Genomic DNA, 24,815 nt, shown 5'->3' on the forward strand with positions numbered 1-24,815 from the left:
GCGATGGCCCTGAACCCTGTTTCCGGCCGCCGGCCGCGAAAAGCCACGGCCCTGAAGCTTCGCGAGGGCGATGCAACGCTGACGCGCGAGCGCATTCTGGATGCAGCCTTTCGCCGTCTCGTGACCGAAGGCTACGCTGCACTGAGCGTGCGCGAAATCGCCAAGGACGCCGGCGTCAATCACGCGTTGATCAACTATCACTTCCGAAGCAAGGACCAGCTCGTCATCGAGGTCCTTGACGCGGCGAACGAGCGGTTGCTGGCACGCCAGGCTTCGATGTACGCCAGCAAGGAGAGCCTCGCGCAGAAGTGGGCGAGTGCGCGTCGCTTCTACGAGGAAGACCTGAAGTCGGGATTCGTGCGCCTGCAGGCGGAGCTGTGGGCGGCCAGCCTGGCCAACGAAGCCTTGCGCGAGAAGTTCCTGCCGCGTCTGCTGGCCTGGAAGAAGCTCGTGCTCGTCGGGGTTCGCGAGGCCATTGCCGCGTTGGAGGCCAACGGCACCCCGCTTCCACCGCCGCTCACACCCGAGGTCATCGCGTGCTGGATCTCCGAGTTCTGGCTGGGCATGGAGTTCACTGACTTGTTGGGCGTTGCGGAAGAGCAGGCACAACACCATGCAGCGCTTGATGGTGTCCAGTGGTTGCTGGAATCGCTGGATGCCAAGGCTGCGCGAGCATCGCATGCCGCGCCCCGAAGCAGGAGGCGCGCATGAACGACGATGCCAATCGCAGCAAGCCACCGGAGCGCCTGGCACTCATCGCAGGTCCGCTGCCCGAGCCTGGGGCATTGCCCGATCCCGGTGGCTCCCCGTACGACACCGTGGTGCCCTCCCACACCGGCTTCGTCGATCGCGATGGCGTGAAGATCTGGTACGCAACATGGGGCGACCGCGGTCCGTGGATCGCGTTTGCCCCACCCTTCCAGATCGTGCACAGCCAGATGCTCAAGTGCACCGTGCCCTATCTCTCGCGGCATTTCCGTGTGATCACGATGGATGGTCGTGGCAACGGGCGCTCCGACCGGCCCTTCGGCCAGGCGGCCTACAGCTTTGACCATTTCTATGCCGACTTCGTGGCGGTAGTAGATGCAGTGGGCGCCGAACGCGTGGCCCTGGTCGGCATCTCGGCAGCCGCGATGACGGTGCTGCGCTTTGCTGCCGAACAGCCGCAACGTGTCACACACGTGGTCACCGCTGGCGGCTTCGCAGATTCGATCGCCACCGACGAGAAGATCGCCCAGCGCATGAAGCTGGAATCCGAGATGCTGCAAGGCGACTGGCCCGGCTACATCGACTGGTTCATGAGAACCATCTTCAACGAGCCGCATTCGACCAAGCCCTATGAGGACGGCGCGCACTACGCCTGGGCCACGCAGGCCGAGTGGCTGGGCTGGTGCCGCAATGCCTGGCTAGGCAACGACGTGCGCGAACTGGCGCGTCGAGTGACCTGCCCGACGCTCGTCATCCACGGCGCAGAAGACCACCGCGTTCCCTACGCGAAAGGCGCCGAAATCCACGCAATGGTGGAAGGCGCCTCCATGCTCACCGTTGGCGGCGGCGGCCATGTCACGGCGGCACGTGACCCAGTGGCCTTCAATCTTGCGTTGCGCACCTTCATCGGCGGCATGCCCCGACAGCTCACCTGGACGCGCGCCATGAAGCGCCCTCGCCGTGCGTTGTTCATCTCCAGCCCGATCGGCCTCGGCCACGTCCAGCGCGACCTGGCCATCGCACGCGAGCTTCGAAACGTGCAGCCAGACCTGGCGATCGACTGGTTCACCACGGACCCTGCAGCAGGCTATCTGGAGCGCGAAGGCGAGCGCCTCCATCCGATCACCCAGCGTTTGGCCAACGAAAGCCGACATTTCGAGCAAGTCGCCGGCGAACACGATCTGTCGGCCTTCTTCGCGATGCGCACGATGGACGAAACCATGAGCCATAACTTCATGGCCTTCGTCGATCTCGTCTCCACAGAGCACTACGACATGGTGATCGGAGACGAGGCCTGGGATGTGGACTACTACTATCACGAGAACCCAGAACTCAAGCGCCAGCCATTCGTCTTTCTCACCGACTTCGTCGGCTGCCTGCCCATGGAGCCGGGCAACGAGCGAGAAGCCATGCTGTGCGCCGATCGCAATGCCGACGACATCGAGCATGTGGCGCGGTACCCTTATCTTCGCGACGCGGCCATCTTCGTCGGAAACCGGGAAGACGTGACGGAGCGGCCCTTCGGCCCCGGCCTGCCGGGAATCCGGGACTGGACCGACCGCAATTTCTGCTACTGCGGCTACTGCCTGCCTTTCGACCCAAAGGCTTTGGCCGATACGGAACGCCTGCGCGTACGCCACGGCTATCGCAGCGACGAAAAGATTGCCATCGCCGCGGTGGGCGGCACAGCCGCGGGTCGACACCTGCTGCACCGGATTGCTGCCGCGTTTCCACGCATGAAACGCGAAGTGCCCGAGTTGCGGCTCATCCTCGTCACGGGGCCGCGCCTATCCACCGACGAGTTCGAGCCTCAGCCTGGCCTCAAGTTGCGGCCTTACGTCCACAACCTGTTCGAGCACCTGGCGTGCTGCGATCTCGCGCTCGTGCAAGGCGGACTCTCGACCACCATGGAATTGGTGGCCACGCGCCGCCCGTTCCTGAGCTTTCCGCTGCAACGCCATTTCGAGCAGTGCGTGCATGTACGCCAGCGACTCGCCAACTACGCGGCCGACCGCTCGATGGACTATTCAGCGACGCTGGACCCGGACGCACTCGCGCGACGGGCCTTGGCCGCCATGCATGAACCTGTTCGATACAAACCGGTGGAAGCAGACGGAGCTGCGCGAGCCGCCTTGCGCATAGCGCAAGTGCTCGAGAACCGTGGGTGGGCAAGATGAGGCAGCACAAGGCCCACGGCTGCGAAGTGCCCTAGCGCTGGCGGCACCCGCAATCGCGCCCTCTTGGCGCGCCAACCATGTCTTTCGATGCCTGTACCGCACAGGCACGCGGGCAGGCTCGTTCTCGATCATCGCCAAAGGAGAGTCATCATGGCAATCTTTACTGCACTGTATGGGCTGGTGGCATACCTGTTCTTTCTCGCCACCTTTATCTACGCCATCGGGTTTGTAGGCAACCTTCCCCTGCTGCCCAAGACACTCGACAGCGGCTCCTCCGCCCCACTGGCCGAGGCCATTGCCGTCAACATCGTGCTTCTAGGGGTCTTTGCAGCCCAGCACAGCGTCATGGCCCGGCGCGGATTCAAGCGCTGGTGGACCCGGCTGATTCCCGAAAGCATGGAGCGCAGCACCTACGTTCTCGCGGCAACCGCGGCGCTGGCCCTGCTGCTGTGGCAATGGCGGCCAATCGCCGAACCGGTGCTATGGGAAGTGAGCGACCCGGCAGGACGTTTTGCCGTGCACATCGTGTTCTGGTCGGGTTGGGCCATCCTCCTGATCAGCACATTCCTGATCAACCATTTCGAGCTATTCGGCCTGCGGCAGGTGTGGGCCAGGCTGCGAGGAAAAACGCTTCCGGCCGCGGAGTTCCGGACGCCGCTGTTCTACCGCCATGTGCGGCACCCGATCTACCTCGGCTTCATCCTTGCGTTCTGGGCCACACCGACCATGACGGCTGGCCACCTGATGTTCGCCGCCGCCACGACGGGCTACATCCTGATTGGAATCTGGTTCGAAGAGCGTGACCTGATCGCGCAGTTCGGCCAGCGCTACGAGGCCTACCGGCAGCAGGTTGGCATGCTGTTGCCAAGGCTCAATCCGCGCGACCGTAAGGGACACACCCGGCCGTAAAAGCAAAAAAGCCCGGCACATGGCCGGGCTTTTTGCATTTATTTGGGGTGGCTGATGGGGCTCGAACCCACGACAACAGGAATCACAATCCTGGACTCTACCAACTGAGCTACAGCCACCGTAGAAGCAAGCTCGAAATTATAGCCGGAAAATTCGGCCCTCGGTCGCTTGGCGCGCTCAGCCGCCAAGCACCGGCGCTGCGGCCGGACGCGGCACCAGGATCTCGGTCTTGTAACGCGCCTTTAGCAAGTTGTAGTAAGCCTGGTCCTCGGCCTGCGAGATGGCCTGCGAATACTGTGCCACCTCGCTTTCGGCGACCTGTGGCGTCGGCGGATCGCGCGGCACAGCCTTGTTGACCTTGACCACCGCGTAGCCCTGGCCGCCCAGATCCACGCCGACCCAGCCGGGCAGCTTGCTGTCGTCGGTACGCAAGGCCGCCTCCACCACCGCCCCTGGCTGGTTCTGCGCGTCCGCTCGCGAGACCAGCAGGGGTGCCGACAGGCTTGCACCCTTGGCATCCGACTTCCACGCGGCCAACTTGGCCTCGCCATCCTGCTTGGCCAATTGGGCAGCGCGCGAATCGATCAACGCCTTCCGGACCTCGGCCTTGACTTCGTCCAGGGTGCGGGTGTGCGCAGCGGTGTACGAGGAGACGCGGCCCGCCGCCAGTTGGTTGCTGCCCAGGTCGATCGCTTCGGTGTTGTTCTTGCGCTCCAGCGAGTCGGGCGAGAACAGCGCCGACAGGAAGTTGCTGCTGGCCAGGGCGCCCGTTGCGTCCTTGGAGGGTTGGCGCGTCACCTTGGCAGTCTGGATCTTGAGCTTGAACTTGTCGGCCACCGGCTGCAGCGTGTCCGACTGCTGATAGACCATGTCGCTGAAGCTCTCGGCCGCCTTCGCGAACTCGGTGGCGGCTTGTTGCGCGCGCAGATCCGCCTCGATGCGCGAACGAGCCTCTTCAAAGGAAGGCGCCGCGCCCGGCTTGATGTCGTCGAGGCGAATGATGTGGAAACCGAACTCGGACTCCACCAGCTTGGGATCGATCTCGCCCTTCTTCAGCGAGAACATGGCGTCGTCGAAAGGCTTGACCATGGATCCGCGCGTGACAAAGTCGAGATCGCCACCCTTCTCTGCCGAGCCGGGGTCTTGCGAGTTCTTGCGCGCCACGTCCGCAAAACTGTCGGGCTTGGCCAGCACCTGCTTGAGCAGGGCCTCGGCCTTGTCCTTGGCCTGCTTTTTCTGCTCGGCACTGGCTCCGGCCGGTACCGTGATCAGGATATGGCTCGCGCGCCGCTCTTCGGGCTTGCCCATCCGATCCTTGTTCTGGTCGTAATAGGTGCGCACGTCCGCGTCGTTCACGGCAATCTGCTTCTTGACCGCATCCATGTCGAGCACGACGTATTGGACGGTCGCCTCTTCCGGCGCCTGGTACTGCGCGATGTGTTCCTTGTAGTAGGCCTCGACTTCGGCGTCCGTCGGCTTGACCTTGGCGGCGAAGTCCTCGGTCTTGAAACGGGCCACCTGAACTTCGCGACGAGCATAGATGCTGCCGAGCGTTGCCTCGGCCTGTGCCGGTGTCGCAAACGCACCGTTGTGCAGCCCGTCCATCACCTGCTGGGTGGCCAGGCTGGCCCGCACGCTCGCTTCGTATTGCTGGGGGGTCTGCCCGGTCGCGCGCTGGAAAAGCTCGCGGTCGAACTTGCCATCGGCAGTGCGGAAGCTCGCCAGGCCGGGATCGCTCGTAAAGATGCGGGCCAGGCGATCTTCGGTGGTGGTCAGGTGGGACTTGGCTGCCGCCGCGCCGAGCACGCGCTCGCGCACCATGCGCTCCAGGGTCGCGTAGCGTGCGGCCTCCGAATCGAGCATGGCGAGGTCGACGCTGGGCATGCGCTGGCGGATGCGATCGATCTCGTTGCGATGGCGAAAGTCCCATTCCTGGCGTGTGATCTCCTGACCATCGACCTTGGCGACCGCTTCACCGCGACTGCTCGAATCGAAGAAGCGCTCCACGCCAAAAAGGGCGAACGAAGGGATGATCAGCAAGAACAAGATCGCCATCATGAACTTGTTGTACTTGCGGAAAAAATCAAACATGGTCTTTCATCTCCTTCGAGGTGCGCGGCCGTGAGCTGGGCGGCTCGCGCGGCGACGCGCAACAAAAAAGGCGAACAATCGTTCGCCTTGGTTTGCCCGGGTGGTGGTGGGTGCTGAGGGGTTCGAACCCCCGACCTACGCCTTGTAAGGGCGCCGCTCTACCAGCTGAGCTAAGCACCCCACCGAGAAGATCCGCCTTTCAGTTCAGCGCGTCCTTGAGCGCCTTGCCGGGACGGAACTTCGGGATCTTGGCGGCCTTGATTTTAATCGCAGCGCCGGTGCGCGGGTTGCGACCCGTGCGTGCGGCGCGCTTGCCGACGGCGAATGTACCAAAACCGACGAGCGAAACGGAGTTTCCTTTCTTCAGCGTGGTGCGAATCGCGCCAAGCGTGGACTCGAGCGCGCGGGTCGCTGCGGCCTTGGAGATGTCTGCGTTTTTTGCGATGTGCTCAATCAGTTCGGTCTTGTTCACAAGGGCCCCTTGTTGAAATAAGTTGATCGGTGATTCGTCGACTGCATGGCCATCCGCGTGCAGCATGGCCGCACCGTGCTAGGCGATGGAGGAGGTTAATCAGGCAGGTCGGCAGCGCACTGCCGGCAATGATTAAAGCCACTGGCCTACGGGGTGTCAATAAGACGGCGCCCGCTTGTTGACCAGTCGTGCATGCAATTCTAAGACGATTGCCCGATTCGAGAATTGATGGCGAGTCATCTGCCTTGCTCCAGGTGGCCCGCCACTCGCAGTCGATGGCCCTGAATGTCCGCCGCTGGCGGCGCCTGGCCCGACGCCGCTCGGCGCGATCAGAGCGCCTCTGCGATCGCGCGGCCCAGGTCCGACGTGTTGGCAGTGCCGCCGATGTCGGGCGTGCGCGGCGCTCCACTTTGGGGCATCAGCACTTTTTCGATGGACGACAGGATGGCATCGTGCGCTTCCTTGTGGCCCAGAAACTCCAGCATCATGGCGCCGCACCAGATCTGCCCGATCGGGTTGGCAACGCCCTTGCCTGCGATGTCCGGCGCCGAGCCGTGCACCGGCTCGAACAGGGAAGGATGCGTGCGATCCGGATTGAGGTTGGCGCTCGGTGCGATGCCGATGGTTCCGGTGCACGCCGGTCCCAGGTCGGACAGGATGTCGCCGAACAGGTTGCTGGCGACCACCACGTCGAAGAAGTCGGGCCTTTGCACGAAGTGGGCGGTCAGGATGTCGATGTGGAACTTGTCGAGCCTGACGTCCGGGTACTTCTTGGCCATCTCGGCCACGCGCTCGTCCCAGTAAGGCATGGTGATGGCAATGCCGTTGCTCTTGGTCGCGCTGGTGAGGTGCTTCTTGGGGCGCGATTGCGCCAGTTCGAATGCGAACTTCAGAACGCGATCAACGCCCACTCGCGACATCACCGTCTCCTGCATGACGATCTCGCGCTCGGTGCCTGGAAACATGCGCCCGCCGATGCTGGAGTATTCGCCTTCGGTGTTCTCGCGCACGATGTACATGTCGATCTCGCCCGGCTCGCGTGGCTTGCCGTCCTTGCGCACCACCGGCGCGATGATGCCCGGCATGAGCCGCGCCGGACGCAGGTTGACGTATTGGTCGAACTCGCGGCGAAACAGCAGCAGGGAACCCCAGAGCGAGACATGGTCTGCGATCTTTTCGGGCCAACCTACGGCGCCGAAATAGATGGCGTCATGACCGCCGATCAGATCTTTCCAGTTGTCCGGCATCATCTGCCCGTGCTTCTCGTAGTAGTCCCAGCTCGAGAAGTCGAAGTGGTCGAAAGCAAGGTCGATACCGAACTTGCGCGCCGCCTCGTCGACCACGCGCAGGCCCTCGGGCATGGTTTCCTTCCCGATGCCGTCGCCGGCGATGACGGCAATGCGCTTCTTGGTCTTGCTGGTGTTCATGGCTTGTCTTCCTTGAAAAATGAAACGGCCTCGCGGGCCAGGAGGTCGGGCGCTTCCTCGGGAATGTAGTGCCCGCATGGCAGCGACTGTCCGCTCACGACGTCTGCACGCTCGCGCCACAGCGCGAGCACATCGAAGCAGCGACCGACGACGCCGTGTTCGCCCCAAAGCACGCGGAGCGGCTGCTGCAGGCGCAAGCCGGCCGCGATGTCGGCGCGATCGTGCTCGAGATCGATGCTCGCGGACGCCCGGTAGTCCTCGCAAAGCGCACGTGCGGATCCGGGAAGCCCCAGGCAACGCTCGTACTCGGCCAGCGCCTCGGGCGCAAATGGCGCCAGGCCGGCATGACGCCCACCCATCACACTGCGCACATAGCGTGAAGGATCGGACTCGATCAGGGCCTCGGGGAGTGGCGGCGGCTGGATCAGGAAGAACCAGTGCCAATAGGCGCTGGCGAATTCCCGGTCGGTCTGCTCGTACATGGAAAGCGTGGGGGCGATGTCGAGAAACATCAGGCGCTCTGCACGATCGGGATGATCGGCAGCCAGTCGATGCGCCACGCGCGCACCGCGGTCATGCGCCAGCACATTGAAGCGATCGAAGCGCAGGTGCTGCATCGCTGCCACGGCATCGAGCGCCATCTCGCGTTTGCTGTAGGCCCCATGGCGCTCGTCTGCCGGCGGTCGGCCCGAGTCGCCATAGCCGCGAAGGTCGAGCATGACGAGCGTGAAGTGCCTCGCCAACAACGGCGCGATGCGATGCCAGATCACGTGCGTCTGCGGATGGCCGTGCAGGAGGAGCAAGGGCTGCCCCTGCCCTCCGGTTCGTCCGTGAATGCGAACGCCGTCGCGTTGGAGGTCAAAGGCTTTGAAATCGTCGAGCACGAGCTGGATTCTGCGTTGCATCGAACGTCGGATCAAGAAACAATCAGCCAATCCACTATTTCCTCATTGGCAAGAATATGTTGGAGCGATCCGACCTCGACCTGGTGCTCAAGGTGCGCGACGGCGGCAGCCTGGCTGCCGCGGCGGACGCGTTGGGCGTCGTCCCTTCGGTAGTGACCAAGCGCCTGTCCGCGCTCGAGTCGCGGCTTGGCCAGCGCTTGTTCGAACGCACAACGCGCCGTCTGGTCCTCACGCGCGAAGGCGAATCGCTCTGCGGGCATGCACGCGATCTGCTCGACCGCTTCACTGCGGTGGAGGCGGAAATGAGCGAGCGCCAGCAATCGCTGTCGGGCACCGTCAAACTCGCGGCGACGCTCGGCTTCGGACGCCTGTGGGTCGGGCCGACGCTGGCGGAATTCCAACGGGCGCATCCGCAATTGCGAATCGACCTCCGCTTGGGCGAGGAATTGCCAGACCTGTCTGCCGAGGGCTTCGACGGGGCCGTGTGGCTGTGGTCGGTGCAATCGCGCCACGCGGCGGACTGGCTCACGCGGCGATTGGCGCGCAACCAACGCGTCCTTGTGGCTTCGCCGGCCTACCTGGCCTCGCGAAGTTCGCCGCAAGTGCCGGCAGACCTGGAACGACACGCTTGCCTGCGCGTCAACGAACACGAAGATGCCAGCCGGCCCGCCGTTGCGGCCACCTTCTGGAACCTGCGGCACGAGCGTGACGGCACCCAGAGCAGGGTTCGCGTGGAAGGCCCCTTGAGCAGCAATTCGGGCGAACTCGTCCGCGACTGGTGCCTGAGCGGCCACGGCATCATGCTGCGCAGCTTGTGGGACGTGGCTCCGCACCTGGCCGCCGGCACGCTGGTACGCGTGCTGCCGCGCCACGTCATGAGCGATGCCGACATCCATTGGATCGCGCCGCGGCAGCCGCGCACGCCCCGCCGGGTCCAACTGCTGGTCGAAGCGCTGGCCGCGCGCTTTCGCAGCGAGCCGTGGAAGTCAGCATGACGACGGCCGAGGCGCGCCGTTCAGCCGTTCTGCTCGCGCACCACCAGGCTCACGCCGATGGCGGTGATGGCGGTGCCTGCCAGCGTCAGCACCGTGATCGGTTCGCCGAACAGCAGCCAGGCCATCAACGCCGTGCAAGGCGGCACCAGGTAAAGCAGGCTGGTCACCGACGTGGCGCTTCCCCGCTGGATGAGCATGTAAAGCAATGAACTGCCGCCCAGCGTGAGCGCCAGCACTGACCAGGCCATCGCCCCGATCGAATGAGCGTTCCATTGCATGGCGTCAGTCTCCAACAGCGCGAAGGGCAGGCTCACGAGCAGCGCGGCCGTCAGTTGCGCGAGGCTGGCGGTGCGCACATCGCACGGCTTGACAAAGCGCTTCTGATAGAGCGTTCCAGCCGTGATGCTGAGCAGCGCCAACAAGGCCAGCGACATCGTTTGCCACGTCACTTCCGCACCGGGGCCGGCCAGCACCAGCTTTCGCCAGACCACCATGACGAGGCCGCCGAACCCCAGCGCCAAGCCGAGCCACTGGCGGCCTGAAACCCTGCCGCCCAAGGCCGACAGCCAGATGGCCGTCAGAACCGGCTGGATGCTCACGAGTAACGCGGAAAGGCCGGAACCCATGCCCGCCTTGACGGCACCCCAGACGCCACCCAGGTACCCCGCCTGGATCAGCATGCCGGTGACCGCCAGATGCATCCACTGGGCGCGGCTCGAAGGGCCCGGCACGCGAGCCACCGCGACCCAGACGCCGAAACAAAGAATCGAAAGCGCGAAGCGCACGGCCAGGAACTTCATCGGCGGGGCATACGGCATGCCGTAGCGAGCCACGATGAAGCCTGTGCTCCAGATCAGGACGAAGACCGCCGGCATCGCGCGCAGCCAGCGTGAGCTGTCGGCAGGCACAGCCGTGCCGATCATTCTGTGCGGGCGCGGATCTCGGGGATCGCCTTCTGCAGGTAATAAACCATCGACCAGACCGTGAGCACCGCAGCCGCCCAGATGAGCCAAGTGCCCCACAAGCCGGTGTCGATCACGCCGAACAGCATGCCATCGAACAGCAGGAAGGGAATGGCCACCATCTGCACCGTCGTCTTGACCTTGCCGAGCATGTGCACAGCGACACTGCGGCCCGCGCCGATCTGCGCCATCCACTCGCGCAGCGCGGAGATCGCGATCTCGCGGCCGATGATGATCAGCGCGACGAAAACGTTGGCGCGATCAAGATGCACCAGCACCAGCAGCGAAGCGCAGACGAGGAACTTGTCGGCCACCGGATCGAGGAACGCGCCAAAGGCCGATGTCTGGTTGAGCCGGCGCGCCAGGAAGCCATCGAGCCAGTCGGTGGCGGCGAACACGACGAACATCACCGTGGCGATGAGATTGCGGGTCGGCGCGTCCAGTGGCAGGTAGAACACTCCGACGATCAAGGGAATCGCGACGATGCGCGTCCAGGTCATGATGGTGGGGAGCGTCCAGAACATGGGGTGATTGTGGCATGCGCCTGTGACAGGCCTCGCTCAATGAAGCGCGCGGTAGATCTCTTCGGCCAGCTCGAACGCGATGCCCTCGACGGATGCCAGTTCTTCCACGCTGGCGGCTGCCACGCCGCGAATGCCGCCAAAGCGCTGCAGCAGGCGTGCCCGCCGCTTCGGTCCGATGCCCGGAATGTCTTCGAGCTGGCTGCCACCCACGCGAACCTTGGCGCGGCGCGCGCGCATGCCGGTGATGGCGAAACGGTGCGCTTCATCCCGAATCTGCGCCACCAGCATCAGCGCCGCCGAGTCGCGGCCCAGATAGACCTTCTCGCGGCCGTCGGCAAAGACCAGCTCTTCAAGACCTACTTTTCGTCCTTCGCCCTTTTCCACGCCGACGATCAGCGACAGCGGCAGACCCAGTTCGCTGAACACCTCGCGCGCCATCGAGACCTGCCCCTTGCCGCCATCGACCAGTACCAGGTCGGGCATGCGGGCGCCCGCCGTGCCGGGGCGCGCATCGGCGCCCGACGCGTCGCCTGCAGTCGGTGCGTCGACTTCCGCTGCCATTGCCTCGGCCAGCTTGCCGTATCGGCGCGTCAGAACCTGTCGCATGGCGGCATAGTCGTCGCCCGGGGTGATGCCCTCGATGTTGTAGCGACGGTATTCGCGGTTCTGCATCGCGTGATTCTCGAAGACGACGCACGAAGCCTGAGTCGCTTCGCCAGCCGTGTGCGAGATGTCGAAGCACTCGATGCGGAACGTATCCAGCTCATCCGGCTCGAGTTCCAGTGCCTCGATGAGCGCGCGTGTTCGCGCCTGCTGGGACCCCTCTTCCGCCAGCAGCCTGGCCAGCTGGATGTCGGCGTTCTTCTGCGCCATTTCGAGCCACAGCCGCCGCTGCTCCCGCGGCTGGAACACGGCCGTGATACGGCTGCCCGCCTGGGTCGAGATCGCCTCGATCAGCTCGCGTCCCACGGGCTCGCCGAGCACCAGCGTCGGTGGCACCGGGACGTCGATGTAGTGCTGGGCGATGAACGCCTCGAGCACCTGCTGTTCGATCGATGCGGTGGCGGCCGCCTCCTCTTCGGCCTGCAGGCCCGCAGCATCTTCGACGTGCACGGGGAAATAGGCGCGATCGCCCAGATGGCGGCCGCCGCGCACCATCGCCAGGTTGACGCACGCCTTTCCGCCCTGCACCTTCACGACCAGGATGTCGACGTCCTTGTCGGATGTGCTTTCCACCGACTGCTGGTGCAAGACGCGCGAGAGCGCCGAGATCTTGTTTCTAAGCTCAGCCGCCTGCTCGAACTCGAGCCGCTCGGCATGCGCGGTCATGCGCGACTCCAACTGCCTGAGCACAAGCTGCGAGTCGCCAAGCAGGAACGACTCAGCGTTGGCCACGTCGGCCGCGTAGTCTTGCGCAGTGACCAGGTCGACGCAGGGACCGCTGCAACGCTTGATCTGGTAGAGAAGGCAAGGCCGCGTGCGGTTGCTGAAGACGGTGTCTTCGCAGGTACGGATCCGGAACACCTTCTGCAAGAGCTGGATCGACTCTTTCACCGCCCATGCGCTGGGATAGGGGCCGAAGTAGCGATGCCTGCGGTCGATCGAGCCGCGGTAGTAGGCCATGCGCGGAAACGCATGCGAGGCGATCTTGAGGTACGGGTAGCTCTTGTCGTCGCGAAACAGGATGTTGTACCTGGGCTTGAGCGACTTGATGAGGTTGTTCTCGAGCAAGAGCGCCTCGGCCTCGGTGCGCACCACGGTCGTCTCCATGCGCACGATCTTCCCCACCATGTGGCCGATGCGCGTTCCTCCGTGGTTCTTCTGGAAGTAGCTGCTGACGCGCTTCTTCAGATTGCGCGCCTTGCCCACGTACAGAACGCCGCCTGCAGCGTCGAAATAGCGGTACACGCCCGGCAGCGACGGCAAGGCAAGGGATTGGGCAAGCAGGGCTTCGAACGGACTTTCCGACATGTCTCGAAATGGTTGGCCGAACAGGTCGGCCGGGTGCGGGCAGCGCGATGGGCTTAGAGTATCTCCCGCCATGCGCTGGGACATTTTCTGCAAGGTCATCGACAACCACGGGGACGCCGGCGTGTGCTGGCGCCTGGCGCGCGAGCTCGCGGGCGAGGGCGAACAGGTCCGCCTTTGGATCGACGATCCGTCGGCGCTGTCCTGGATGGCGCCCGTCGGCGCCCCGGGCGTGGACGTGATCCATTGGCGCGACGCGCATGACATCGACGCCGCAAGGCTTGCGCCGGCGCAGGCTCCGGACGTTCTGATCGAAGCCTTCGGCTGCGAACCAGCCGAGGCCGTCATCGCCCAGCTCGCGCGAGCCATCTCTGAAGACGGCGTTCCGCGGCACTGGATCAACCTCGAATACCTGTCGGCCGAACCCTATGTGGAGCGCCTGCACGGTTTGCCCTCCCCCGTCTTTCGCGGCGCGGGCGCGGGCCTGACCAAACGATTCTTCTATCCGGGCTTCACCCCCGCCACCGGCGGTCTGCTGCGCGAACACGGCTTGATGGCCGAACGGGACGCCTTCGATCGCCCGGCATGGCTGGCGGCGCAAGCCATCCCTTGGGGCGGCGAGCGGCTGGTGTCCCTGTTCTGCTACGAACCGCCTGGCCTGCCCGCCCTGCTGGATGCCTGGCGCCGCGGCCCGGAGCCGACGCTGCTCGTGGTCACCGCCGGTCGGTCCAGTGCAGCGGTGCGATCACTGCTGTCCGAGTCAGAAGTCGGGGCAGGCGCCACTGGCGCGCTTCGCCTGCATTGGCTGCCTCATGTCCCGCAGCCGGATTTCGATCGCCTCCTCTGGTCATGCGACCTCAATTTCGTTCGGGGCGAGGATTCGCTGGTGCGCGGCCTTTGGGCGGGCGCGCCCCTCGTGTGGCAGATCTATCCGCAGGATGACGACGCCCACCACGTCAAGCTGGGCGCGTTTCTCGAATGGATGGATTCGCCGGCTTCCCTCGTCCGCTTTCACCACGCCTGGAATGGTTTTTCCGACGCGACGCCGCATTTGCCGACGCCAGAAGAACTCGTGCAATGGGGAGCGGTGGCCGCCGGCGCCCGGACAAAACTTCTGGCCCAGGAAAGCCTCGCGCAACGGCTTTACCGCTTTGTCGGCCGAAAAAGCTAAAATAGGGGGCTTTGCGGACGAAGGGGCGGCACGATGCCGCTGCAAGCAGCAACCACCTTCGAGCCGCCGAACCCGCCGCGGGTCATGCGCGCTGGGCCGGATTGCATCCTCAACCGATGCCGTTTTGTGCCCTGCCGATGCGCCAAGCGGCACATCATGCCCAGAGACTCGCTATGAAAATCGCTCAAGAAATCCGCGCCGGCAACGTCATCATGCACGGCAAGGACCCGATGGTCGTCCTCAAGACCGAATACAGCCGCGGCGGCCGCAACTCCGCCACCGTGCGCATGAAGCTCAAGAGCCTGATCGCCAACTTCAACACCGAAGTGGTCTTCAAGGCCGATGACAAGATGGACCAGATCGTGCTCGACAAGAAGGAGTGCACCTACTCCTACTTCGCCGACCCGATGTACGTCTGCATGGACTCGGAGTACAACCAGTACGAAGTCGAGGCCGAAAACATGGGCGACGCCCTGAACTACCTGGAAGACGGCATGCCCGTCGAAGTGGTGTTCTACGACGGCAAGGCGATCTCGGTCGAATTGCCCACCAGCGTCGAGCGCGAGATCACCTGGACCGAACCTGCCGTCAAGGGCGACACGTCGGGCAAGGTGCTCAAGCCTGCCAAGATTTCTACCGGCTTCGAAGTGCCCGTGCCGCTGTTCGTCAGCCAGGGCGACCGCATCGAAATCGACACGCGGACCGGCGAATACCGCAAGCGCGTCTGATCGCCTTGCCTTCCAATCCACGCCCGCATGCGGCGCCTGAACCAGGCGCACGGCGGGTGCAAGGCTCCCGCGGGAGCCTTTTCTTTTTTGCGGCCGCGCGGCCCGATTCATGCTTGATGCCTGCCTGTGCGGCGGCTTCGTCATCGATCTGCGCACGCACGAGGACATCATGAACAACAAGCACGATCTACACGACAAGCGCCTGGCCGATGCCTGGGCCACGCTGCAGGCGCACGCCGACAAGGGCCTGCCCCTGGACAATGATCCGTCCCGCCTGGCCTTTGCCGATCCCGAGTTCCTGCTTCGCCGCGAAACCCGGGGCCTGCGCATGCAGCTCGAGCTGATGAAGCCAGACCTGGAAATGCGCGCGCACGGCATCGAGAACACGGTGGTCGTCTTCGGCAGCGCGCGTTTTCGCAGCCAGGAAGAGTCCGGCGCCCTGATCGCGCAGGCCGAGGCCGCGAACGATCAGGCCGCCGCCTCACGCTGGAAGCGCCTCGCACGCGGCAGCCACTACTACGAGCAGGCCCGCGCCTTCGGCGCGCTGGTGGCTCGCTACAGCAACGACAAGGATCCCGAGGACAAGCTGTTCGTCTGCACCGGCGGCGGCCCCGGCATCATGCAGGCGGCCAATCGCGGTGCCTACGAGGCAGGCGGTTTGAGCGTGGGCCTGTCGATCGCGCTGCCGATGGAAGAGCAGCCCAATCCCTACGTCACGCCGGCGCTGAGCTTCAAGTTCCACTACTTCGCCATCCGCAAGATGCACTTCATGATGCGGGCGAAGGCGCTGGTGGCATTTCCGGGCGGATTCGGGACCCTGGACGAACTGTTCGAGGTCATGACCCTGGTCCAGACGAAGAAGTCCAAGCAGGTGCCGATCGTCCTGTTCGGCTCCGATTACTGGCGTCGGTTGCTCGACGTCGACTTCCTGGTCGAGGAAGGCGTGATCTCGGAAGGCGACCTCAAGCTGTTCGAATACGTCGACACCGTCGAGGACGCGTGGGCGGCCATCGCACGCTTCTACCGGCTCTGATCCGAAGGCGGGCTTGATGGCGCCGATGGCGCTGCCAGCCCGCGCACGGCTGGCGTGCCCAACGCCACGACCGCGCCAACGACCCAGAACAGCCCCGCCACGCCGATCAGGGCGCCGGCTGCGCCGAACATCATCGGCATCGCCACGCTGGATGCATTGAGCGTCATCACGCGCAGCGCCAGGGCCTCACCGTAACGCGCCGCCGGCGTGATCTGGTGCAACATGCTCATCACCATCGGCTGCACCGCGCCCAGCGCCACGCCCAACAGGACGGAGCATGCACCCATCGCCCAGGCGCCGGGCATCAGGGGATAGGCGGCGAACACGGCCGCGGTCAGCACGTTGGCCGCGGCAATCACCTGACGCTCGGTCCATCGCCCGGCAAGCATTGGCAGGATCAGCCGGATCCCAGCCGCCGCGACGGCGAAGGCGCCAAGCAAGGTGCCGATGACCGAAGCGCTCAGTCCCCGCTCATGACCCAGGAGCGGCAGGACGAAGGTGTGCACGTCCCATGCCGCCGACTGCATCCAGTTGATGAACAGCAGGCGCCGGAACATCGGGGCGGCCAACAGGTCGAGCGCACGCGGCTTGGAGCCACCAGGCATCGGCGCATGGCCCGGCGCGTCCTGCGTGCGCCTTGCCAATGCCCAGCAAACCAGCGGAAGCAGGGCCAGCACCAGCAACGCCACGCGGAATCCCGGCATGTCGCCCGGTGTACGACCTGCATGATCGATCAGCAGGCCTGCGCCGAAGGGTCCCAGGAAGTTGGCCGCAGCCGGGGCGATGGCCAGCCAGCTGAAGACCTTGCGCAGCTCGGCCGGTCCAGTCGCGGCTTGGCCCACATGCCGCTGCAATGCGATCACCGCCACGCCGGTCGCGCCACCGGTCAGCAAGGCGGCCACGCACAAGGTGACGAATGCCGGGTGGATGGCCGCGATGGCGGCACCACTGCAAGCCGCCATCACCGCCATGCCCAACGGCCGCTTGAGGCCGTGGCGATCGGCGAAACGCCCGGCCGGCAATGCCAAAAAGACCTGGGTCAGCGCGAACAGCGACAGGAGCACCCCGACCGCGGCCGGGCTGTAGCCCAATTGCAAGGCCAGGAGCGGAGCGGCCATGCGCGTGCCTGTCATCGCCGCATGCAGGCAGACCTGCGCGACGATCAGACGTAGCAGTTCGGGCGGCATCAGGCTCGTGCAATGACGACCGCGCGCGCCCTCTCCTCCGCATCGCAGCGCATGCTCATGCCTCTTCCTCGTCGCCCATATCGCCGACGGGCGCATCCAGGCCGGCGAGCAGGCCTTGGGAATTCGCCTCGGGCAAGGCTTCCACCTCGCGCAGCTTGCGGTTCAGCACGTTGGTGCGGGTCTGCGCCTTGTCGAGGGTGTTGAGCACGGTTTGCGTTTGGCGCCGCACGTCCGCCAGCACGCCGCCGAACTTGAGGAACTCGGACTTGACCGCGCCCAGCACTTGCCAGACTTCGCTGCTTCGCTTCTCGAGTGCCAAGGTGCGAAAGCCCATCTGCAAGGAGTTCAGCAGGGCCAACAGAGTCGTCGGCCCCGCCAGGGCCACGCGGCTTTCGCGCTGCAGGGACTCGACCAGACCGGGCCGGCGCAGGACTTCAGCGTAGAGGCCTTCGGTCGGAAGAAAGAGGATGGCGAAATCGGTCGTGTGCGGCGGCTCGAGGTATTTGTCGGCGATGCCGCGGGCTTCGAGACGAATGCGCGTCTCAAGCGCTTTCGCGGCGGTCGCCGCACCCTCGGCATCGGCGCGCTGCTGGGCATCGAGCAGTCGCTCGTAATCTTCGTTGGGGAACTTGGCGTCGATCGGCAACCAGACCGGCTTGCCGTCGTCGCCCCGACCCGGAAGGCGGATGGCGAAGTCCACCACCGCGCGTGAACCGGGCCGTGTCGCGACCTGCTCGGCGTATTGCTCGGGCGACAGTACCTGTTCCAGCAATGCTCCCAACTGCGCCTCGCCGAACATGCCTCGCGTCTTGACGTTGGTGAGCAGGTGCTTGAGGTCGCCCACGCCTTGCGCCAGCGTCTGCATCTCGCCCAAGCCCCGGTACACCTGCTCCAGGCGCTCGGCCACCTGACGGAAGCTTTCGCCCAGGCGCGCTTCCAGCGTGCTCTGCAGCTTCTGGTCGACGACCTGACGCATCTCGTCGAGCTTGGTGGCATTGCTGGCCTGCAATTGGGCCAGTTGCGCTTCCATGGTGCCGCGCACTTCGGTCATGCGCCGCGCGTTGGATTCGCCCAGGCTTTGCAGTTGGCTCGCCAGCGTCTGCGCCATTGATTCCCGCAGTGCCTCGATCTGGCGTGCAAAGGCATCCAATCGCTCGCTCTGGGTCCTGGCGGCTTCCGCGCCTTGCTGCACCAGCGCGTTCTGAAAATTGGCCAGGCCGGTGCCCTGCTCTCGCCGCGCGGCAGACGTGGACTGCGTCACCTCTTCCAGCTTGGTCGCGTGCGCCTGGTGCAGCGCCGCCAGCTGCGCCTCCATCGTGCTGCGCACTTCGGCCAGGCGCCGCGAGTTGGCCTCGATCAGATCCTGCAACTGGGTATGCAGGGTATCGGCCAGCATCTTCTGCAGGTTCGCAAGCTGGTGGGCAAAGGCGTCGATCTGCGCGTTCTGCGTCCGCGTGGCTTCGGCGCCTTGCGCCAAAACCGCCTGCTGGAAATGCGCCAGCGCCTGCGTGCTTTCCTGCCGGCTGCCGCGTGCGCTGTCGGTGATCTCGCGGCGAAGTTCGCGTTGGGTTCGATCGGCCTGCTCCGCAACGGCTTGCAGGATTTCGTGATGGTCGGCTGCCGGCGGTTTGCGAAGCAGCAGCCAGAGCAGAAGAACGAAGTTCAGCCCGGCCAACGCGCCCAGGCCGACGAGGATCCAGAAAATGTCCAAGTTCGCCGCCGCTTCAGGATGCCTTGGCTGCGCCGATGACGGCCGGGTTGAGCGGCGTGAGCGCTTCACCCCGCGTCAGGTAGGCAATCAGGTTGTCGGCCGCCAGGTCGGCCATGGCCCGGCGAGTGGGCACCGTCGCGCTGGCGATGTGCGGCGTCAGCACCACGTTGGGCACGGTCAGCAGATCGGGATGGACCTTGGGCTCGCCTTCGAAGACGTCCAGGCCGGCGGCCGCGATGCGCTTGTCCTTGAGGGCCTTGGCGAGGGCGGCATCGTCGACGATGCCACCGCGCGCAATGTTGACCAGCGTGGCCGTCGGCTTCATCAATGCGAGCTCCGCCTCACCGATTGTGTGGTGCGAGGCGGCGCTGTAAGGAACGACCAGCACCACATGATCGGCGGTGCGCAGCAGCTCTTCCTTGCTCACGTAGGTGGCGCCGCATTGCGCCTCGATCGCAGCGTCGAGGCGCGAGCGATTGTGATAGACCACCTTCATGCCGAAGCCCATGGCTCCGCGGCGTGCGATGCCCTGCCCGATACGGCCCATGCCGATGATGCCCAGCGTGCTGCCATGGATGTCGCTGCCCGCGAACATGTCGTAGGACCACTTGGTCCACTTGCCCGCGCGCAGAAAGTGCTCGCTCTCTGTGACACGTCGGGCGGTGGCCATGAGCAGCGCAAAGCCGAAGTCGGCCGTCGTCTCGGTCAGCACGTCTGGCGCGTTGGTGGCCAGCACGCCATGCGCGGTCATGGCGTCGACGTCGAAGTTGTTGTAGCCCACGGCCATGTTCGCGCAGATGCGCAGATGCGGGCAGCCATCGAGCAAGGCGCCGTCGATGCGCTCGGTGCCGGTGGTGAAGGCACCCGCCTTGTCCTTGAGCCTGTCGGCCAGTTGCGACGGCGACCAGGTTTCGTCCGCCTGATTGCTCTCGACCTCGAAGTGCGTTTTCAGCTTTTCGATGGTCTCGGGAAAGATGGCGCGCGCGACAAGGATCTTGGCTCGGGTCATGGCAGATCAGATGAAGAAGATGTAGGTCTGGATGGCGAACAGCGGCAGCAGGATGCACGACGACCACAGCATGTAGCCGAAGAAACTGGGCATGCGCACCTTGCGGTCTTCTGCGATGGCCTTGACCATCAGGTTGGGCGCATTGCCGATGTAGCTGTTCGCGCCCATGAAGACCGCACCGGCCGAAATGGCGGCCAGGGTGGCGGCATGCGTGGTCATGAGAAGCGCGGCGTCTCCGCCAGCGCTGTTGAAGAACACCAGGTAGGTCGGCGCGTTGTCGAGGAACGAACTCAGGATGCCGGTCGCCCAGAAATACATCGCCGGATTGGGCGAACCATCGGGCCGCGTCACCGCGCTCACGATCGCTCCGAACGGGCCGTCGACGCCGGCGCGCAGCATGGCGATCACGGGCACGATCGTCAGGAAGATGCCGGCGAAGAGCTTGGCCACCTCGGCCATCGGGCCCCAGTTGAACTGGTTGTCGTCGTGCACTTTGCTCGGCGTGATCCACAGTGAAACCAGCACGATGGCGATCAGCCCGACGTCGCGCACGATGCCCTGCAGGTCCATCGGCGTGCCGTAGACGTCGATGGTCACGCCCGACTTCCACACGCCGCTCATCAGGACGAGGCCGACCACGCACAGCAGCAGGATGAAGTTGACGGAGCCGTCGAAGCCCAGCCGCTCGGTGTCTGGCGTCGGGTCGACGGGCAGCACGCCTTCCTTGCGATAGAAGTGGCTGTCGATCACCCAGAACAGCGCAAGCAGCGCACCGACGATGAACAGCGTCTCGGGAAAGATGTGCTTGGCCGTCCAGAAGAACTCGACGCCCTTCAGGAAGCCCAGGAAAAGCGGTGGATCGCCCAGCGGCGTGAGCGACCCACCGACGTTGGAGACGATGAAGATGAAGAAGATCACCACATGCGCCTTGTGCTGGCGGTTGTCGTTGGCGCGGATGAGCGGTCGGATGAGCAACATCGAGGCGCCCGTCGTCCCCATCAACGATGCGAGCACGGCGCCGATGGCCAGCAACCCGACATTGAGCGCCGGGCTGCCATGCAGGTTGCCCCGGATATAGATGCCCCCGGCCACAGTGAACAGAGCCGTCAGGAGAAGGATGAAAGGCACGTACTCGGCCAACGCCACATGCACCAGTTCATGCACGGTTTCCGACGGGCCGAACTGCATGGCGAACGGAACCAGGAAAGCCAGTGCCCAGGCGGCGGCCACCTTCCCATAGTGGTGATGCCAGAGTTTGGGTGCCACCAGAGGAAGGATGGCGATCGACAGCAGCAGGCCGGCAAAGGGCACGCCCCAGAGGGGCGAAAGGGTGGCTCCGTTCATCAGTCTCTTTTTTCTTGGGTCAGGCAGGTTGGGCGATGTCGAAGACCTGGCGCAGGTAGGCAAGGTAACGCTCGTCCTCGCACATGTTCTTCGACGGCGTGTCCGAAAGCTTGGCCACGGGCTGGTCGTTGCATCGGATCATCTTGATGACGATCTGCAGGGGCTCATAGCCCAGATCGTTGGTGAGATTGGTGCCGATGCCGAATGCCAGCTGGCATCGCCCGCGGAAGCGCTCGTACAGCTCGATGGTACGCGGCACCGTGAGGGCATCGCTAAATATCAGAGTCTTCGTACGGGGATCGACCCGGTTGACCGCATAGTGTGCAAGCATCCTTTCGCCCCACTGGAAGGGGTCGCCGCTGTCATGGCGCGCGCCGTCGAAGAGCTTGCAGAAATACATGTCGAAGTCGCGCAGGAAGGCCGTCATGCCGTAGACGTCGGACAGCGCAATGCCCAGGTCGCCGCGATATTCACGCGCCCAGCACTCGAACCCGAAGACCTGGCTGTCGCGCAGGCGCGGTCCGAGCGACTGGCACGCCTGCAGGTATTCATGCGCCATCGTTCCCAACGGGATCAGCCCCTGCTTCATGGCGAACAGCACATTGCTGGTGCCGGCGAACTGCGGAGGATGCTGCGAGGTCGGTGCACCCGCGGCACCGGGCGGAATGACGGCGCCCAGCCGTGCCGTGAGGGTGCGCAGCACTTCTTCGTGCCACACCTTGGAGAAGCGCCTGCGCGTGCCGTAGTCGGCGATCTTCAGGTCATCGAGGCCATCCGCTTTCAGCAGGGCGATCTTGGCTTCGAGACGGCGGCGGCCTTCAGCCAGGTCGGGCTGCGGCTGCGTATTGCGGAAGTACACCTCGTTGACGATCGCCAGCACCGGGATCTCGAACAGGATGGTGTGGAGCCAAGGTCCTTCGATTCGGATGTCGAGCTCGCCGGAAGGCAACGCGGCGATGTGGATGTATTTCTCGTTGAGCTGAAACAGCCCGAGGAAATCGACGAAGTCGCTCTTGATGAAGCGCATCGAGCGCAGGTAGGCCAGCTCGGCCTCCTTGAAGCGCAGGCTGCAAAGGGCCCGCACCTCTTCCCTGATCTGGCCCGCGAAACGCGCAAGGTCGACGCCGGGGTTCCGGCACTTGAAGCGGTATTCCACCCGCGCGCCTGGGAATCGATGCAGCACCACCTGCATCATCGTGAACTTGTAAAGGTCGGTGTCGAGCAGGCTCTGGATGATCATCTTCGAAGGTGCAGTCGCGCAGTGTCGTGCGCTCGATTATCACGGCGCGCGTCGGCGGGTGCCTACGGGGCGTTCCCGGGCGGTCCTACCGGCTCGGCGAAGCTTGCCGCCTAAAGTTTCTTCACCCCGGAACACATCGCTCCGGTCGATCATTCAACTCAAGGAGATCAGTGATGAACAAGGACACCATCGAAGGCAACTGGAAGCAGGTCAAGGGCAAGGTCCGCGAGCAATGGGGCAAGCTCACCGATGACGACTTCGACGTCATTGCCGGCAAGCGCGATCAGCTGCTGGGCCGCATCCAGGAACGCCACGGCATCAGCCGCGACGAAGCCGAAAAGCAGGTCAAGGACTGGGAATCGCGCAACCCCGACTTCAATTTCGAGAAGTACTGAGAAGACGTTCAACCGCCAGCCATCCGCCTCCCTACAAGAACATACAGGAACCCAATATGAAGAAGCAACTGCTCGCCATCGCCCTCGTTTCCATGTTTGCCGCCGGCCACGCCAGCGCCATGACGCAGGACGAATACAAGGTCGCCAAGGAACGAATCGAAGCCGATCACAAGGTTGACAAGACCAAGTGCGACACGCTGGAAGGCAACGCGAAGGACGTGTGCAACAAGCAAGCCGACGGCAAGCAAAAGATTGCCAAGGCCGAGCTTGAGAACCAGTACAAGCCCAGCGCTTCCCATGCCCGCAACGTCGAGCAGCAGAAGGTCGAGACGGCTTACGACGTCGCGATGGAAAAGTGCGAAGACCAGAAGGGCGACGCCAAGAACGCATGTGAGAAGCAAGCCAAGGCCGACCAGGCTCAAGGCAAGGCTCACGTCAACGCGATGAAGATGTAAGCACCATCTTCTCGACGACAAGAAGGGCCAGCCGCAGTTGATGCGGCTGGCCTTTTTTTATGACGCCTGTGCGGGCGCCTCAGGTGGTTTGAAGCGACAACGCCGCGTCCCGCAATGTCTCAGGCAAGGGCACCGGCCGTTGACTGGCGCGATCGACGTACACATGCACGAAGTGGCCTTGGGCCGCGGCTGTCTCCGCGCCTTCGGCAAACAGGCCCACTTCGTAGCGGATGCTCGAGGTGCCCATATGCGCCACTCGGATGCCCGCCTGCACCAGTTGAGGAAAGGCCAACGGCGCAAAGTAGTTGCATTGGGTTTCGACCACGAACCCCACGACCGCACCCCGGTGGATGTCCAGCGCGCCCTGCTCGATCAGGTGGGCGTTGACGGCCGTATCGAACCAGCTGTAGTAGACGACGTTGTTGACATGCCCATAGAGATCGTTGTCCATCCAGCGCGTCGAGATGTCCCTGAATACCGAATAGTGGCTGCGCGGATGGGGCGTTGGGCGGGTGCTCAAGGGTTTCTCCGTCGTTCAAATTGGCGTTGGTGATGGGCGCTCGTGGCGGAGCTAAGGACAGGCCCGAGTCTGGCGCCGCATTCTGCCAGTGGCACCGAATCAGGCAGTCGCACGCAGGACGCCAGCCGCCCCTACATACAGACCGACACCGGCCGTGAAGGGTTTCGATACGGTTTTTGCTGCAATGCAGCAAAAATTTCTTGATTCCTTGCCAGACATCGCCCATACTTCGTTCCATGCTGCACCGCAACATGAATTCGCCGGTTTGCAGTTGACCTCAAGAGCAAGCTTTCTTTCTTCAATCTCGACTGGAGCATTCAACATGGCCCTGACCGCCGACCAACTCATCGCAGCCCAAAAAGCCAACCTGGAAACCCTCTTCGGCCTGACCACCAAGGCATTTGAAGGCGTCGAGAAGATCGTCGAACTGAACGTCACCGCGTCCAAGGCCGCGCTGACCGAAGCCGCTGGCACCGCCCAAGCCGCGCTGGAAGTCAAGGACATGCAAGAGCTGCTGGCTCTGCAAGCCAGCCTGCTGCAGCCGATGGCCGAAAAGACCGCCGCTTACAGCCGCCACCTCTACGAAATCGCCCAAGGCACCAGCACCGAGTTCGGCAAGGCTTTCGAAGCCAAGGCCAGCGAAGCCCAGCAAACCTTCGTGAACCTGGTCGACAGCGCCTCGAAGAACGCACCGGCCGGCTCGGAAACCGCCGTCGCCGTGATGAAGAGCGCCGTGGCTGCGGCCAACAACGCCTTCGAATCGGTCCAGAAGGCCGTCAAGCAGGCATCCGACGTTGCCGAAGCCAACTTCAACGCCGTCTCGGCCCAAGCCGTGAGCGCTGCCAAGAGCACCGCCACCGCGACCCGCAAGCGCTGATCGCGCC

23 protein-coding genes and 2 tRNA genes are annotated in these 24,815 nt (G+C 64.2%); 10 read left to right on the forward strand and 15 right to left on the reverse strand.

Features of this window, described 5'->3' with window-relative positions:
• Positions 1 to 3 precede the first annotated feature (3 nt).
• From QTH91_RS17805 to mddA, 3 genes are all read left to right on the forward strand, one after another.
• Entirely contained in the window at positions 4 to 711 is a 708-nt protein-coding gene (locus QTH91_RS17805; RefSeq protein ID WP_286661431.1) for a TetR/AcrR family transcriptional regulator, read from the forward strand.
• Positions 708 to 2,885 (forward strand): alpha/beta hydrolase, encoded by a 2,178-nt coding sequence (locus QTH91_RS17810; RefSeq protein WP_286661432.1) that lies wholly within the window; start codon positions 708 to 710, stop codon positions 2,883 to 2,885. The genes QTH91_RS17805 and QTH91_RS17810 overlap by 4 nt, the downstream gene beginning before the upstream one ends.
• Before the next feature lie 150 nt (positions 2,886 to 3,035).
• Positions 3,036 to 3,794 carry a methanethiol S-methyltransferase gene (gene mddA / locus QTH91_RS17815; protein ID WP_286661433.1) on the forward strand — a complete coding sequence of 253 codons (759 nt, stop codon included), beginning with the start codon at positions 3,036 to 3,038 and terminating at the stop codon, positions 3,792 to 3,794.
• Between the two features lie 43 nt (positions 3,795 to 3,837).
• On the opposite strand, the gene QTH91_RS17820 is transcribed toward mddA, so the two are convergent.
• From QTH91_RS17820 to QTH91_RS17845, 6 genes are all read right to left on the reverse strand, one after another.
• Positions 3,838 to 3,913: transfer RNA gene (locus QTH91_RS17820), tRNA-His, on the reverse strand.
• A gap of 58 nt (positions 3,914 to 3,971) precedes the next feature.
• Positions 3,972 to 5,885 carry a SurA N-terminal domain-containing protein gene (locus QTH91_RS17825; protein WP_286661434.1) on the reverse strand — a complete coding sequence of 638 codons (1,914 nt, stop codon included), beginning with the start codon at positions 5,883 to 5,885 and terminating at the stop codon, positions 3,972 to 3,974.
• Between the two features lie 104 nt (positions 5,886 to 5,989).
• Positions 5,990 to 6,065, reverse strand: a tRNA-Val gene (locus QTH91_RS17830).
• Positions 6,066 to 6,084: 19 nt separating this feature from the next.
• A complete protein-coding gene (locus QTH91_RS17835; protein WP_286661617.1) occupies positions 6,085 to 6,357 on the reverse strand; it encodes an HU family DNA-binding protein in 273 nt (90 codons plus the stop codon).
• A gap of 329 nt (positions 6,358 to 6,686) precedes the next feature.
• Positions 6,687 to 7,784, reverse strand: coding sequence for a tartrate dehydrogenase (locus tag QTH91_RS17840; protein ID WP_286661435.1), 1,098 nt, complete (start codon positions 7,782 to 7,784; stop codon positions 6,687 to 6,689).
• Positions 7,781 to 8,689, reverse strand: coding sequence for an alpha/beta fold hydrolase (locus QTH91_RS17845; RefSeq protein WP_286661436.1), 909 nt, complete (start codon positions 8,687 to 8,689; stop codon positions 7,781 to 7,783). The genes QTH91_RS17840 and QTH91_RS17845 overlap by 4 nt, the downstream gene beginning before the upstream one ends.
• Positions 8,690 to 8,748: 59 nt before the next feature.
• On the opposite strand from QTH91_RS17845, the gene QTH91_RS17850 reads away from it, so the two are divergent.
• Positions 8,749 to 9,684: a LysR substrate-binding domain-containing protein gene (locus tag QTH91_RS17850; RefSeq protein WP_286661618.1), complete on the forward strand. Its 936-nt coding sequence runs from the start codon at positions 8,749 to 8,751 to the stop codon at positions 9,682 to 9,684.
• 20 nt (positions 9,685 to 9,704) lie between these two features.
• Here the strand turns inward: QTH91_RS17850 and QTH91_RS17855 are convergent, their stop codons facing one another.
• The 3 genes from QTH91_RS17855 to uvrC are packed head-to-tail and all read right to left on the reverse strand — an operon-like array spanning position 9,705 to position 13,141.
• Positions 9,705 to 10,607, reverse strand: coding sequence for a DMT family transporter (locus tag QTH91_RS17855; RefSeq protein WP_286661437.1), 903 nt, complete (start codon positions 10,605 to 10,607; stop codon positions 9,705 to 9,707).
• Positions 10,604 to 11,170, reverse strand: coding sequence for a CDP-diacylglycerol--glycerol-3-phosphate 3-phosphatidyltransferase (gene pgsA / locus QTH91_RS17860; RefSeq protein ID WP_286661438.1), 567 nt, complete (start codon positions 11,168 to 11,170; stop codon positions 10,604 to 10,606). The genes QTH91_RS17855 and pgsA overlap by 4 nt, the downstream gene beginning before the upstream one ends.
• 36 nt (positions 11,171 to 11,206) lie before the next feature.
• A complete protein-coding gene (gene uvrC / locus QTH91_RS17865; protein WP_286661439.1) occupies positions 11,207 to 13,141 on the reverse strand; it encodes an excinuclease ABC subunit UvrC in 1,935 nt (644 codons plus the stop codon).
• Between the two features lie 70 nt (positions 13,142 to 13,211).
• Here uvrC and earP point away from each other — a divergent pair, with 70 nt between their 5' ends.
• From earP to QTH91_RS17880, 3 genes are all read left to right on the forward strand, one after another.
• The gene (gene earP / locus QTH91_RS17870) at positions 13,212 to 14,309 is read left to right on the forward strand and encodes an elongation factor P maturation arginine rhamnosyltransferase EarP (RefSeq protein ID WP_286661440.1); all 1,098 of its coding nucleotides are present in this window, start codon (positions 13,212 to 13,214) and stop codon (positions 14,307 to 14,309) included.
• Positions 14,310 to 14,482: 173 nt separating this feature from the next.
• Entirely contained in the window at positions 14,483 to 15,037 is a 555-nt protein-coding gene (efp, locus tag QTH91_RS17875; RefSeq protein ID WP_286661441.1) for an elongation factor P, read from the forward strand.
• A 169-nt stretch (positions 15,038 to 15,206) separates the two neighbouring features.
• Positions 15,207 to 16,070: an LOG family protein gene (locus QTH91_RS17880; RefSeq protein WP_286661619.1), complete on the forward strand. Its 864-nt coding sequence runs from the start codon at positions 15,207 to 15,209 to the stop codon at positions 16,068 to 16,070.
• Here the strand turns inward: QTH91_RS17880 and QTH91_RS17885 are convergent.
• The 5 genes from QTH91_RS17885 to pncB form a co-directional block, all read right to left on the reverse strand.
• Positions 16,058 to 17,257: an MFS transporter gene (locus QTH91_RS17885; protein WP_286661442.1), complete on the reverse strand. Its 1,200-nt coding sequence runs from the start codon at positions 17,255 to 17,257 to the stop codon at positions 16,058 to 16,060. The genes QTH91_RS17880 and QTH91_RS17885 overlap by 13 nt on opposite strands.
• Before the next feature lie 55 nt (positions 17,258 to 17,312).
• On the reverse strand, positions 17,313 to 18,653 hold the full coding sequence (locus QTH91_RS17890) for a DNA recombination protein RmuC (protein ID WP_286661620.1): 1,341 nt from the start codon (positions 18,651 to 18,653) through the stop codon (positions 17,313 to 17,315).
• Positions 18,654 to 18,981: 328 nt separating this feature from the next.
• Positions 18,982 to 19,977 carry a 2-hydroxyacid dehydrogenase gene (locus QTH91_RS17895; protein ID WP_286661443.1) on the reverse strand — a complete coding sequence of 332 codons (996 nt, stop codon included), beginning with the start codon at positions 19,975 to 19,977 and terminating at the stop codon, positions 18,982 to 18,984.
• A gap of 6 nt (positions 19,978 to 19,983) precedes the next feature.
• Positions 19,984 to 21,321 carry a sodium:proton antiporter gene (locus QTH91_RS17900; RefSeq protein ID WP_286661444.1) on the reverse strand — a complete coding sequence of 446 codons (1,338 nt, stop codon included), beginning with the start codon at positions 21,319 to 21,321 and terminating at the stop codon, positions 19,984 to 19,986.
• A gap of 19 nt (positions 21,322 to 21,340) precedes the next feature.
• Positions 21,341 to 22,561 carry a nicotinate phosphoribosyltransferase gene (gene pncB, locus QTH91_RS17905; RefSeq protein WP_286661445.1) on the reverse strand — a complete coding sequence of 407 codons (1,221 nt, stop codon included), beginning with the start codon at positions 22,559 to 22,561 and terminating at the stop codon, positions 21,341 to 21,343.
• 173 nt (positions 22,562 to 22,734) lie between these two features.
• Here pncB and QTH91_RS17910 point away from each other — a divergent pair, with 173 nt between their 5' ends.
• Positions 22,735 to 22,956 (forward strand): CsbD family protein, encoded by a 222-nt coding sequence (locus QTH91_RS17910; RefSeq protein ID WP_286661446.1) that lies wholly within the window; start codon positions 22,735 to 22,737, stop codon positions 22,954 to 22,956.
• 56 nt (positions 22,957 to 23,012) lie between these two features.
• On the forward strand, positions 23,013 to 23,411 hold the full coding sequence (locus QTH91_RS17915; protein ID WP_286661447.1) for a hypothetical protein: 399 nt from the start codon (positions 23,013 to 23,015) through the stop codon (positions 23,409 to 23,411).
• A 79-nt stretch (positions 23,412 to 23,490) separates the two neighbouring features.
• On the opposite strand, the gene QTH91_RS17920 is transcribed toward QTH91_RS17915, so the two are convergent.
• Positions 23,491 to 23,931, reverse strand: coding sequence for an acyl-CoA thioesterase (locus QTH91_RS17920; RefSeq protein ID WP_286661448.1), 441 nt, complete (start codon positions 23,929 to 23,931; stop codon positions 23,491 to 23,493).
• Between the two features lie 322 nt (positions 23,932 to 24,253).
• Between QTH91_RS17920 and QTH91_RS17925 the strand changes: the two genes are divergently transcribed.
• On the forward strand, positions 24,254 to 24,808 hold the full coding sequence (locus QTH91_RS17925) for a phasin family protein (RefSeq protein WP_286661621.1): 555 nt from the start codon (positions 24,254 to 24,256) through the stop codon (positions 24,806 to 24,808).
• Positions 24,809 to 24,815 lie beyond the last annotated feature (7 nt).

The organism is Variovorax dokdonensis, assembly GCF_030316895.1.
GTDB classification, from domain to species: Bacteria; Pseudomonadota; Gammaproteobacteria; order Burkholderiales; family Burkholderiaceae_C; genus Variovorax; species Variovorax dokdonensis.

Coding starts and splice junctions, on each gene's coding strand:
- QTH91_RS17805 (WP_286661431.1), top strand. CDS start 4: ATGGCCCTGAACCCTGTTTCCGGCCGCCGGCCGCGAAAAGCCACGGCC.
- QTH91_RS17810 (WP_286661432.1), top strand. CDS start 708: ATGAACGACGATGCCAATCGCAGCAAGCCACCGGAGCGCCTGGCACTC.
- mddA (WP_286661433.1), top strand. CDS start 3,036: ATGGCAATCTTTACTGCACTGTATGGGCTGGTGGCATACCTGTTCTTT.
- QTH91_RS17825 (WP_286661434.1), bottom strand. CDS start 5,885: ATGTTTGATTTTTTCCGCAAGTACAACAAGTTCATGATGGCGATCTTG.
- QTH91_RS17840 (WP_286661435.1), bottom strand. CDS start 7,784: ATGAACACCAGCAAGACCAAGAAGCGCATTGCCGTCATCGCCGGCGAC.
- QTH91_RS17845 (WP_286661436.1), bottom strand. CDS start 8,689: ATGCAACGCAGAATCCAGCTCGTGCTCGACGATTTCAAAGCCTTTGAC.
- QTH91_RS17855 (WP_286661437.1), bottom strand. CDS start 10,607: ATGATCGGCACGGCTGTGCCTGCCGACAGCTCACGCTGGCTGCGCGCG.
- pgsA (WP_286661438.1), bottom strand. CDS start 11,170: ATGTTCTGGACGCTCCCCACCATCATGACCTGGACGCGCATCGTCGCG.
- uvrC (WP_286661439.1), bottom strand. CDS start 13,141: ATGTCGGAAAGTCCGTTCGAAGCCCTGCTTGCCCAATCCCTTGCCTTG.
- earP (WP_286661440.1), top strand. CDS start 13,212: ATGCGCTGGGACATTTTCTGCAAGGTCATCGACAACCACGGGGACGCC.
- efp (WP_286661441.1), top strand. CDS start 14,483: ATGAAAATCGCTCAAGAAATCCGCGCCGGCAACGTCATCATGCACGGC.
- QTH91_RS17880 (WP_286661619.1), top strand. CDS start 15,207: ATGAACAACAAGCACGATCTACACGACAAGCGCCTGGCCGATGCCTGG.
- QTH91_RS17885 (WP_286661442.1), bottom strand. CDS start 17,257: ATGCCGCCCGAACTGCTACGTCTGATCGTCGCGCAGGTCTGCCTGCAT.
- QTH91_RS17890 (WP_286661620.1), bottom strand. CDS start 18,653: ATGCTGGCCGATACCCTGCATACCCAGTTGCAGGATCTGATCGAGGCC.
- QTH91_RS17895 (WP_286661443.1), bottom strand. CDS start 19,977: ATGACCCGAGCCAAGATCCTTGTCGCGCGCGCCATCTTTCCCGAGACC.
- QTH91_RS17900 (WP_286661444.1), bottom strand. CDS start 21,321: ATGAACGGAGCCACCCTTTCGCCCCTCTGGGGCGTGCCCTTTGCCGGC.
- pncB (WP_286661445.1), bottom strand. CDS start 22,561: ATGATCATCCAGAGCCTGCTCGACACCGACCTTTACAAGTTCACGATG.
- QTH91_RS17910 (WP_286661446.1), top strand. CDS start 22,735: ATGAACAAGGACACCATCGAAGGCAACTGGAAGCAGGTCAAGGGCAAG.
- QTH91_RS17915 (WP_286661447.1), top strand. CDS start 23,013: ATGAAGAAGCAACTGCTCGCCATCGCCCTCGTTTCCATGTTTGCCGCC.
- QTH91_RS17925 (WP_286661621.1), top strand. CDS start 24,254: ATGGCCCTGACCGCCGACCAACTCATCGCAGCCCAAAAAGCCAACCTG.